General features: G+C 49.6%; 10 protein-coding genes and 1 pseudogene. 2 read left to right on the forward strand and 9 right to left on the reverse strand.

The features are described from left to right. Positions 1 to 6: 6 nt before the first annotated feature. From WG89_RS13825 to WG89_RS13845, 5 genes are all read right to left on the reverse strand, one after another. Entirely contained in the window at positions 7 to 1,209 is a 1,203-nt protein-coding gene (locus WG89_RS13825) for an acetyl-CoA C-acyltransferase (RefSeq protein ID WP_062267065.1), read from the reverse strand. 52 nt (positions 1,210 to 1,261) lie between these two features. Then, positions 1,262 to 1,735 (reverse strand): MaoC family dehydratase, encoded by a 474-nt coding sequence (locus WG89_RS13830; RefSeq protein ID WP_062267067.1) that lies wholly within the window; start codon positions 1,733 to 1,735, stop codon positions 1,262 to 1,264. A 5-nt stretch (positions 1,736 to 1,740) separates the two neighbouring features. Beyond that, positions 1,741 to 2,523: an SDR family oxidoreductase gene (locus WG89_RS13835; RefSeq protein ID WP_062267070.1), complete on the reverse strand. Its 783-nt coding sequence runs from the start codon at positions 2,521 to 2,523 to the stop codon at positions 1,741 to 1,743. Positions 2,524 to 2,795: 272 nt separating this feature from the next. Beyond that, a complete protein-coding gene (locus tag WG89_RS13840; protein WP_062267072.1) occupies positions 2,796 to 3,986 on the reverse strand; it encodes an acyl-CoA dehydrogenase family protein in 1,191 nt (396 codons plus the stop codon). Positions 3,987 to 4,006: 20 nt separating this feature from the next. Beyond that, on the reverse strand, positions 4,007 to 5,158 hold the full coding sequence (locus WG89_RS13845; protein WP_062267075.1) for an acyl-CoA dehydrogenase family protein: 1,152 nt from the start codon (positions 5,156 to 5,158) through the stop codon (positions 4,007 to 4,009). Between the two features lie 331 nt (positions 5,159 to 5,489). Here WG89_RS13845 and WG89_RS13850 point away from each other — a divergent pair, with 331 nt between their 5' ends. Both WG89_RS13850 and WG89_RS13855 read left to right on the forward strand, forming a co-directional pair. Further along, positions 5,490 to 6,827: a YcjX family protein gene (locus tag WG89_RS13850; RefSeq protein ID WP_153301597.1), complete on the forward strand. Its 1,338-nt coding sequence runs from the start codon at positions 5,490 to 5,492 to the stop codon at positions 6,825 to 6,827. Beyond that, on the forward strand, positions 6,824 to 7,840 hold the full coding sequence (locus WG89_RS13855) for a TIGR01620 family protein (protein ID WP_062267078.1): 1,017 nt from the start codon (positions 6,824 to 6,826) through the stop codon (positions 7,838 to 7,840). The genes WG89_RS13850 and WG89_RS13855 overlap by 4 nt, the downstream gene beginning before the upstream one ends. On the opposite strand, the gene WG89_RS13860 is transcribed toward WG89_RS13855, so the two are convergent. From WG89_RS13860 to WG89_RS29395, 4 genes and pseudogenes are all read right to left on the reverse strand, one after another. Then, on the reverse strand, positions 7,841 to 8,221 hold the full coding sequence (locus WG89_RS13860; RefSeq protein WP_062267079.1) for a thiol-disulfide oxidoreductase DCC family protein: 381 nt from the start codon (positions 8,219 to 8,221) through the stop codon (positions 7,841 to 7,843). Next, complete coding sequence (locus WG89_RS13865; RefSeq protein ID WP_062267081.1) at positions 8,199 to 9,530, reverse strand: serine/threonine-protein kinase; 1,332 nt, start codon at positions 9,528 to 9,530, stop codon at positions 8,199 to 8,201. Before WG89_RS13865 ends, WG89_RS13860 begins: the two co-directional genes overlap by 23 nt. A 397-nt stretch (positions 9,531 to 9,927) precedes the next feature. Continuing rightward, positions 9,928 to 10,197: a hypothetical protein gene (locus WG89_RS13870; RefSeq protein ID WP_062267083.1), complete on the reverse strand. Its 270-nt coding sequence runs from the start codon at positions 10,195 to 10,197 to the stop codon at positions 9,928 to 9,930. A gap of 379 nt (positions 10,198 to 10,576) precedes the next feature. Then, a pseudogene (locus WG89_RS29395) lies at positions 10,577 to 10,786 on the reverse strand (hypothetical protein); the annotation flags it as partial.

Genomic DNA, 10,786 nt, shown 5'->3' on the forward strand with positions numbered 1-10,786 from the left:
GGATGATTAAACGACTTCAAACAATCCCGCAGCACCCATACCACCACCAATGCACATGGTGACGACTACATACTTCACACCGCGACGCTTACCTTCCAGCAGCGCGTGACCCACCATACGGGCACCGGACATACCGAATGGGTGACCGATGGAAATAGCACCACCATTGACGTTCAGGTTTTCATTGGGAATACCCAGCTTGTCCTGGCAGTACAGAACCTGGGAAGCAAACGCTTCGTTCAGCTCCCAAAGACCAATGTCGTCCATTTTCAAACCATTACGCTTCAGCAGCTTGGGAATGGCAAACACAGGACCAATACCCATTTCATCGGCACTGCACCCGGATACCGCCAGACCACGGTAGATACCCAGAGGATCAAGCCCTTTCTGCTCGGCCAGAGTACTGCTCATCAGAACCGAAGCAGATGCACCGTCAGACAGCTGGGAAGCATTACCCGCAGTGATGAAACGACCTTCTTTCACCCACTGACCGTCTTTGAAGACTGGCTGCAGACCACTCAGGCTTTCAAGTGTTGCGCTGGGACGATTACACTCATCAGCACCCAGAGTCACCTGCTCGAAGGTTGTCTCTTTGGTTTCCCTGTTGAACACCGCTTTCGTGGTGGTCATGGGAACAATTTCCTTGGCGAACAGACCGTCACGCTGAGCCTGGGCAGTGCGCATCTGACTCTGGTAACTGTATTCATCCTGAGCTTCACGGGAGATGCCATAGCGGTCAGCTACAATCTCACCGGTTTCAATCATAGGAATATAAGCCGTAGCGTCCTGCTCCAGCACCAGCTTTGACTGGTTACGGTAAACATTCTTGTGCTTGTTCTGAACCAGAGAAATAGACTCCAGACCACCGGCAACGGCCACATCAATCTCATCGCACATGATGCTTTTGGCTGCAGTGGCAATGGTCATGAGACCGGAAGAGCACTGACGCTCCATGGCCATACCGGAAACCGAATCTGGCAAACCACCGGCTACGGCACATAAACGACCAAGATTATACGATTGAGTACCCTGCTGGGCCGCAGCTCCCATCAGTACATCGTCCACTTCGCCAGGCTCAATGCCCGCTCTTTCTACTGCTTCACGAACTACATGGCCACCCATAGCAGGTGCTTCGGTATCATTGAAAGCTCCACGAAAAGCTTTACCAATGGCGGTACGTGCGGTGGATACTATAACGGCTTCTTTCATATCAGGCTCCTTGATCGCTTTTCGTTATTCTGGTTGGGTTATTCTGGCGTCTTTATTCTGGATAGTAGCGGGAGATGGTATCCACAACACAGGCGGGTCGGTCTTCACCTTCTACCTCGACTGTGACACGAACAGTGGACTGGATACCGCCTTTCACTTCTTCCACCTGCACCAACTCTCCAACCCCGCGTACACGAGAACCGACTTTTACAGTATTGGGGAAGCGCACTTTATCGCAGCCATAGTTAACACCCATTTTTATCCCCTGGACATCAACAATGTCAGGCAGGAATAGATTGACCAGAGACAAGGTCAGGTAACCGTGAGCAATGCAGGCACCAAAAGGTCCGTCTTTGGCTTTAACCGGATCAACATGAATCCACTGATGGTCGCCGGTAGCTTCTGCAAACAGATTGATCCGTTCCTGATCGATTTTCAGCCAGTCGCTGGTACCCAGTACTTCACCGACCTTGTCTTTCATGTCCAGGGGGGATTTGAATACGGTTGTCGCTTGTTTTTGGCTCATGACTGTTACGCCCTCTGACTGCTGGCTGAAATCACTTCACCGGCCAGATAAGAACTGTAATCACTGGCCAGGAACATCATAATGTTGGCGATTTCCCAGACTTCTGCGGCACGGCCGAAAGCTTCTCTGGAAGCCAGCTGATCCAACAGATCCTGAGGTGCAGACTTTTTAAGGAAGTCATGCAGTGCAATACTGGGGCTGACGGCATTGATGCGAATACCGTGTTCTGCCGCTTCAACCGCAGAACAACGAGTCAGCGCCATAACTCCGGCTTTGGCAGCAGCGTAGTGAGCCTGTTCTTTCTGGGCTCTCCAGCCAAGAACAGAAGCGTTGTTAACAATGGCTCCGGCCTTGCGCTCCATCATTTTTGGCAGCATGGCACGGGTCATACGCATGGTTCCGGTCAGAGTAACGTCCAGAACACGGTTCCACTCTTTGTCTTCCATTTCCACCAGCAGCTTGGAACCACCCAGACCTGCGTTATTGATCAGGACATCCACACCGCCGAGCTGTTCTTCAGCCACACTCACCAGTGTCTGTACATCGTCTTCTACAGTAACATTGCAAACCTGGGTATAAACTTCTTCCAGCCCGGTTTCGTCCTTGATCTTTTCAGCCGCTTCTTTCAGACGACCATCGTGTATATCACTGATCATCAAAGCGCGGCAACCTTCTTCAGCCGCCTTGATAGCCGCGGCATAACCAATACCTGCACCGGCGGCTGCAGTGATCAATACTGACTTGCCCGCCAGCAGATTGTGTCCTTTGACGTACTCAGGAATCAGCATCTGTGATCCACTCCTTTCATTATTCTTTTTTGGAAGGTAGCAGCGCTTTTTATCAGTCTCGTTTCCATACCATGCATGCAAACAAGACCTTTCAACAATTCCGCTCTACCTACTGTTTATTCTTAAACTGTTAACTGACCACTAGTACTGCCAAGCGTTAATGCTCATACATACTCCGTTCATCCTGAGCTTGTCGAAGGATTCTGGTAATGCACTTCAACAGGCTCAGTGCGAACGGTATGGGGTTTAGCGCTTAGCTGCACTAACACTCTCTACCGGCCTTTGGGTTCCTTGGGCATTCCCAGAGCACGCTCGGCAATGATGTTACGCTGAATTTCGTTAGTGCCACCGTAAATGGTGTCTGAGCGGGTAAACAGGTACATGGACTGGAGACGGTCCAGTTCATAAGGGCCTTCAGGCAGAACTTCAGAGTCAGCACCCCGAACATCCATAGCCAGTTTGCCCAGATCGGAATGCCAGGTAGCCCAGTAAAGCTTGTAGATCATGGCTTCTTTCTGAAGGCTGCCACCCTGTGGACCGGAAAGCATTCTCAAAGAGTTGTAACGCATGATCCGCAGACCCATCCAGGCATCAGCAATGCGCTGTCGTATGGCCGGATCTTCAGCAGCGCCATTCTCTTTGGAAATGTTGATGACTTCATCCAGCTCATTCTGGAAGTGCATCTGCTGACCCAGGGTGGAAACACCGCGCTCAAAGCCCAGCAGCGCCATAGCGATCTTCCAGCCATCTCCTGGTTTGCCAACAATATTGGCAGCGTCGGTCACAGCATCGTCAAAGAAGACTTCGTTAAACTCGGAAGTACCCGTCAGCTGTTCAATAGGACGCACTTCGATATTGGGCTGGTCCATAGACACCAGCAGGAAAGAGAGCCCTTTGTGGCCCTGACTGCCCGGTTCGGTTCTGGCGATCACAAAACACCAGTCCGATTCATGAGCCAGCGAGGTCCAGACTTTCTGGCCATTGATGCGCCATTTGCCACTGGCTTCATCCAGAACCGCTTTGGTTTTTACGTTGGCCAGGTCAGAACCAGCGCTGGGCTCAGAGTAGCCCTGACACCAGTACTCAGTGCCATCAACAATACCGGGCAGGAATCTCTTTTTCTGTTCCTCGGTACCAAAGGCAATAATGGTAGGTCCTGCCAGACCTTCACCAATGTGCCCCATATGACCCGGACCACCCACACGGGCGTATTCTTCATGGAAGATCACCTGCTGGTTGATGGACAGCCCGCGGCCACCGTATTCTTCTGGCCAGCCGGGACAGGTCCATCCTGCCTTGGCCATGTGCTGCTCCCAAACTTTTCTTTCTTCCGGGAACATATGTTCATCGCCAGGTCCACCCCGGTGGCGGAGCTGCTCGAATTCACCGGTCAGATTTTCTTTCAGCCAGGAGGCTATCTCTTCGCGAAACTGTTCGTCTTCAGAACTGAAGCTGATTTTCATTGTTTATACCTCTCCAGAACTTAGAGGATTGCCTGAGCAATCTTTTCGCGGTGATAGGCGCCATTGCCCAGGAATGTTTCGGTAGACTTTGCCCGCTTGAAGTAAAGATGGGGGTCGTATTCCCAGGTAAAGCCAACACCACCATGAAGCTGGATGGATTCTGCGGCGCAGTGGAAAAAGGCGTCGGAGCAATAGGCTTTGGCCAAAGCAGAGGCAACGGGCAGTTCGTCTCCAACGACACCACCAAACACAGCTTCCTGAGCAACACAGGCTGCGTAATAGATTGCGGATCGAGAGCACTCAACTTGCAGCATCATATCCGCTGCACGATGTTTGATGGCCTGAAAGCTGGCAATGGTTCGGCCAAACTGAACGCGCTCCTGAGTGTATTCAACGGTCAGGTCCAGAGCCTGTCTTGCACCGCCGCACTGTTCAGCAGACACGGCAACGGCGGCCAACTGCAGGATTTTCTCAAGATCTGACCAGCCTTCACCGGCTTTGCCCAGCAAAGCGTCAGCACTGATAAACACATTATCGAGTGAAACTTCGGCCTGCTTGCGGGTCTGATCCATGGTCGGTGTCCATTTACGACTGACACCTTCGGAGTCCGCAGGCAGGGCAAACAGACTGATCCCTTGCTGACCCTGAGTATTTGGATTTCGGGCGGCAACAATTAAGAGACCGGAGGTATGACCATCGGGAACATATTTATAGGTACCCGAGAGCACGAAGCCTTCACCTTCTTCTGTAGCGATCACACCCACAGAGTCAGCATCCCAACGATTACTGGAGGTATAAGCCAGAGTGGCAGTCAGACTGCCTTCTGCAATCTGTGGTAACCATTGTTGTTTCTGCTCTTCATTACCGGCTACCAGCAAGGCATTAACACCCAGCCCAACGGTAGAGAAGAAAGGTGAGCAAAGCAGCCTGCGCCCCATCTCTTCCAGCAGTATGGTCAGCTCAACATAACCAAGCCCAAGACCACCATACTCTTCCGGAATGGTTAAAGCCTGCCAGTACATCTCTGAACAGATACGTTGCCACAATGCAGAATCAAAACCGGATTCAGTCACCATGGCGGACCGAACGGCTTCGGAAGTGGAAACGTCCTGAAGAAAACTTTCGGCTGAATCCCGGATCATTTCCTGTTCATCGGTGAAAGCGAACTCCATCCCCAGCGACCCTCTTATCATTCTTGTTCAACGACTACACGCCGCGCATTGGGGCATACTGTGAATCGAATGGCGTTTTGGTTAATCGTTCGAATGGACGATTTCAGGGTGGTCACAACGTTGAGCACGCTCTCTTGTAGCGCCCATAACTCTTGCCATCTGGTGACCTGGCACTTGAAAAAAGACCTTCTCGACAGCACTATCTTTATAACAACAGGCGTACTGGCAGACCATCATAGTGCGAAGTCACTCAATTAAAGCGTCACTTAAAAATACTCGTAAAAAGGCCAAAGACCTGGCTGCAAACACAGCTGACTCTCTAGTTTCAGGTATGGACCGTTTACTGGACAGAAGAATCTGTCTGGGGATCACCGGATTCAGCGGCAGTGGTAAAACCACCATGATCACCAGTCTGATTCATCAGCTGCGCTACTACCCTGATGCCGCTTTGACAGCTCTGCCACCCGCACTGCAGGACCGTTTACTGGGTGTTGAGCTGTCTCCTCTAAGAGATTTGCCGCTGTTTCCCTATCAGGAAGGTGCTAATGCACTTGATCGCGAAACATGGCCCAGTGCCACCCGACAGGAGTCCGGTTGCCTGCTGGAAATCAAATACCGGGCTCGCAGCCATTTCATACCCGGAAAAAAGCCCGGTGTCGGCCGTCTGTTTCTGGAAATACACGATTACCCTGGCGAGTGGCTGCTGGACCTCCCTCTTCTGGAAATGAGCTATCTCGACTGGTGCCAGCAAAACCGGCAGCTCTCTTCTTCTCTGCTTGAAGATCCTTTTGTTCAAAAGCTTCAAACACTGAATCCACTTGAGCCCGTTGATGACTTTACTCTTAACGCTCTATGGCAGCAGCAGCTCGATTTTCTGAAACGCTGCCAGCAGCAGGGAATGAGCCTGATTCAACCCGGCAGGCTTCTGCATATTGCCCCTGACAGTCCTGAGAGTGCATTCCCCTTCATACCTCTGCCTACACTTTTGGAACCGAGCGATGAAGAAAAAGCCAATGCGCCTGATAACGCCCTGTACAGAATCTGTGAGAAAAACTATCAACACTATCTGAACCAGTGGGTGAAACCTTTCTATAAAAACACGTTTCAACGTGTTGACCGCCAACTGGTGCTGATTGATGTACTCCGCAGTCTTAATCAGGGTCAAGAAGCTCTGGATAATCTGAGACTCTCTCTTACCCAGGTATTGCAGAGCTTTGAATACGGCAGCAACAGTCTGATCCGACGACTGATCCAACCCCGCGTTGACCGAATCGTGTTTGCCGCTAGCAAGATTGATCAGGTTTTACCGGATCAGCATGAACAGGTTCGTTCACTCACTGCCTCACTGGTGAGAGAGTCCCAACGTCAGGCCACCTTTAATGAAGTGGATATCCGCTGCGAAGCCATTGCCTCTGTCCGCTCCACATCTTATACCGACCATCAGGGGCAAAAAGTACTGAAAGGCAACACAGAAGACGGCCCCGGCCTTCTGATGCACCCACCCCTGCCGGAAAAATACCCTGACAGTGACTACTGGAAGAACAGTAAATCATGGCAACTCAGAAGACTGCTGCCACCCGGCGGGCTCGATCTGCACAACGGCAGTCGTTTGCCCCATATCCGTCTGGACAGTGTTCTGAATGACCTGCTGGGAGATAAATTTTTATGAGCACCATTGACCCGTCTAAGCCTGCCCCTGAACAGAAAGATGATTACTTCATTCCCCTGGATCAGGAAATAAAACTGGAAACCCCTGATGCTCTCAGCGAAGAACGCGACCTGCCATTACTAAGTGATCCCTCACTTTCACTAAAACCTTTACGCTTTATCAGTCGTGCGGCTAAAGGGGTACTGGCGTTGGTAGCCATTCTGGCAACCTGGCAAACGGTGGAATTCTTCCACTTCCTTTATCAATCCCACTGGTCACTGGCGGCCATTTTTGGTGTTCTGGTGGCTGGATTAATAGCGGTATTGGGTAAAGCAGGCTGGGAATACTTTGGTTATCAGAAAGAATTTAAAGGCGTCGATCATCTGCAATCCGCCGCTGAAGGGATTTACCAAAGTCGCTCCAGTGGGAAAGCCAAAGGCTGGCTCAGCAGACTGAGACAACTTTACCAGAACAAGCCTCATCAGAATCTTCTTGATCAGTCACTGAGCAACCTTCCTGATTATGCGGATGATGCCGAAACGCTCAAACATGTTGATCAGCACTTGCTGACCCGACTGGATCAGCAGGCTCTGTCCAGAATAACAAAACACAGCCAGCAAACCGCTGTGATGGTGGCACTGAGTCCGGTCGCTATTCTGGATATGTTACTGTCCGGATGGCGCTGCCTGAAAATGCTGGACGAAATCTGTCAGGTATACGGCCTGCGCCCGTCCCTGCCAGCCCGCATCAAACTCTTGAAAATGATTCTGACCCAGATGGCTCTGGCCGGAGGCACTGACCTGATCACTGACCAGCTGGCAGACATGACTTCAAGCAAACTGATCGGTACTGTCAGCACACAGGCTGCCACAGGTGTAGGGATTGGTTTATATACAGCTCGAATAGGTTTTTTGGCCATGGAACAATGCCGTCCAATTCCTTTTGTGGAAGGCAAACGACCGGGAATGGGCAATGTGGCCAGAGAGATAGCCGGTTCAATCAGAAAGTTATTCAGAAAAGACGATCAGGTCTGATTATTTACACCGATCAGAAGAACATTTTCCAGGCCAGCGCCCTTCTTTCTTCAAGCGGACCTTTGTCATCCAGTCATAGGTCCATTTCAGAAACTGTTTCAGACCGGGAAGGCTCATAAAACGTCCAAGCCATGACCATCGGGGTAACTCTTTAAGCAGGAGAGCGTAGCTGTCGATACTGGTATAAACCTGACCGCTATCGGTCATGGTGTGTAATTCCAGTAAGGCTTTTTGTGGGTCTATACCCCAGTCTTCCAGTACTTTCTCCTGACCTGTTATATCAAACCACTCAACCTCACTGCTGAAACGGGCATTGCGCCAACGAGCTACTTCTTTGACACACAGAGGACAGAGGCCATCATACAGAACCCTTATTTTCATCGCCTTCACCTCCTTTCTGAAAATCAACGGCCTGACGAAGTGTTCTTAAGGCTTGCTCCCTGTCTATTGTACGCTCAGTAAACCAGGGATGCTTCAATGCCTGCTCTGGAGTCATTCTCAGTTCGGGAACCGGATGCAACAAGCTGTTAATCATATCAATCATCTGGCTTTTACTTCGCTTCATCTCTTCTGCAGATTCTATCAGGTGTCCCAGACCGGCTACCGTCTCTCTCTCAGGCGTTGTTAATTTGTTATAAAGTAATCGTTTGATGGCTTTGATATCCTGGAATGAGAGCGGCCCATCCAGCAGTGTTTTAGCGGTCTCACTGTCTTTGGAGGACAATTTACCCTTCAACATTCCTTTGATTTTTTGCACGTCACTGTCGCTCAAATCTCCATCCAGAAGCCTTATGATGCCTTGAATATCATCACTGGAGGTCAGCTGACTATCGAGATTAACTTCTTTCAACTTCATACGTTCAGACTCAGCTTCCAGATCATCCTCTGTTAATTCAGGACTCACTGGAACCATTGCCTGCTTGTAACTGCCATCAGCGTTGGGCTTCTGGTAATCAAGAAATGCCCTGAGCACCTCAAAAGCCGATTCAGATCGTTGATTGGGAGCATATTTACCCCATGGTTCTGCGCCATGGGTAAAAGAGTGGGTATGGAGCTGGCCCGGACTGTTCAAAACGCGGTAGAGGTGTTGTCCCTGAGCAAATGCATCCGTCGCATAACTGGCTTTCACCACGGCTTCCTTAAGCAGTTCCGACCGGTACAACTCCGGAGAGGCGTAGTCTTCATGACTATAACTGGCTTTTTCACCTTCTTCTTTGGCCCCACCAAAGTCAATCAGTTTCAAGTGGCCCGTTTTTAAATCAATCATGGCGTTATTGGGTTTCAGGTCGTTATGGATAATGCCTTTCTTATGCAGGTGATCAAGTGCCTGAAACTTCTCGTACTCCATATACGCCACAGCATTGAAAAATTCCTGACTGCTGAGCCTGCCACTCCCATAAAGATCAACCAGAACCACCATCACGCTATCTTGAGAAGGGCCATCAACAAACTCAGTCAATAGCCCACTGACACCATCGACCTCTACCATTCCATAACTTTTGACAATATTTGGATGATCTCCCAGTTTCTTTAAAATCCTGGCCTCCACTTCTCCCTCGTCACCCAAATGAGCCTGTTTCAGGGCAAAGTGTTCTTGTTTATCTTTACTTTTTTCCTGAATAACCCGATGCACCGTGGCAAATCGCCCTCGCCCCAGCACTTTTTTTGCCAGATGAGCGGTTTCATTCAATGGAGAGGGTTGCTGGAAGACATCATCTTCTGGAAAAAGCTCAGTATCACTGTAATTGCCAGGGGTTAAAGGGGAAGAGGAGACAGAATAGTCAGAAAGCTCATCAAAATCGGAATCGACATCGGAAGCAGAGGTTCTGATAACTATTTCCGGAACATCCTTGATCTGGACTTTTTTACTTTGCCATTGGCCGGACTTTTTATCTGCATTTGCAGCATTCTGATCCGTTTTGGGGGCGACAGGTACAATCGGCCCGTTTTTTTACCTGGAATATCCACAGAACACACCCCTGAATTCTTCAAGTCATGAAGATGTCCATCGGCAGGGATCAAAGCCTTTTAACGGATGTTATTGAAAGAAAAGAAAAAAAGAGGAGAATGAGGATACTGCAGAGTACTTAGTCACGAAAAGCCAGATTGAACCTGAGGCTTTTCAGCTTTTCTGTATATTCAATAAAGTCCATGGCGCCAATCAGCTCGTCAAAGCTGACAGAGCTTGGGGTCTCTTTGCTTTTGGCCTCTAATTTTTCCAACTGGCTCAGCTGTTGTTTGATTTTCTGAACTTTCTCACGGGTCTCCTGTACATCTTGCTCTGAGACTGTGTTTTCAGCTACCGGGGTATCATGGATGGTGGCGATGATTTCGGCTCTGACTATTGCCGGTGACATCAGTAATGTCAGGCATAAAATGCGAAATATTCTGGAAAAACTCGTCATGGATGAATACAGCTCTGTTTTTGGATTTATACTGCTTCGACTGCCTGCCTGGCTGTCTTGGGATTCAGCTTGAACCCTTCTGATCACATACCTTGAGTTCCATCTGATTACGGCTCCGATTTAATAGGTATTTTTACCTAAGGTCAAGAAACTGTGACAAGGTTAGCTGTTTTTTACATTTCTCCAACATTCGTCAGTTGACTTATATTTATGACATCTCCCTGACACCGAAGGTAGGATAAGATGAAGATCAGGACATCAGGGAAGAATAAGAATGAATCGTTCCATTATCACCGGCTTTTTATTTTGGCTCTTAATGGATTCCGGGGAGTTATCCAAACAACACTCCCAGAAGACCGGTTAGAGCTGCTTTCCCGCGCTTCTTGATATTGTGCAGGCACTCGAAGAAACCCAAATACAGCGGTAACTTCTCTTGTGATATACCCCGATGAGGACGCAACCAGGAACGCAACAGCGACCAGAACCCCTCCATTGTATTCACATGAATCTCATGAAAACCGTCGCCGTCCTCATCTCGTGC

Source organism: Endozoicomonas arenosclerae (genome assembly GCF_001562015.1).
Classification (GTDB): Bacteria; Pseudomonadota; Gammaproteobacteria; order Pseudomonadales; family Endozoicomonadaceae; genus Endozoicomonas_A; species Endozoicomonas_A arenosclerae.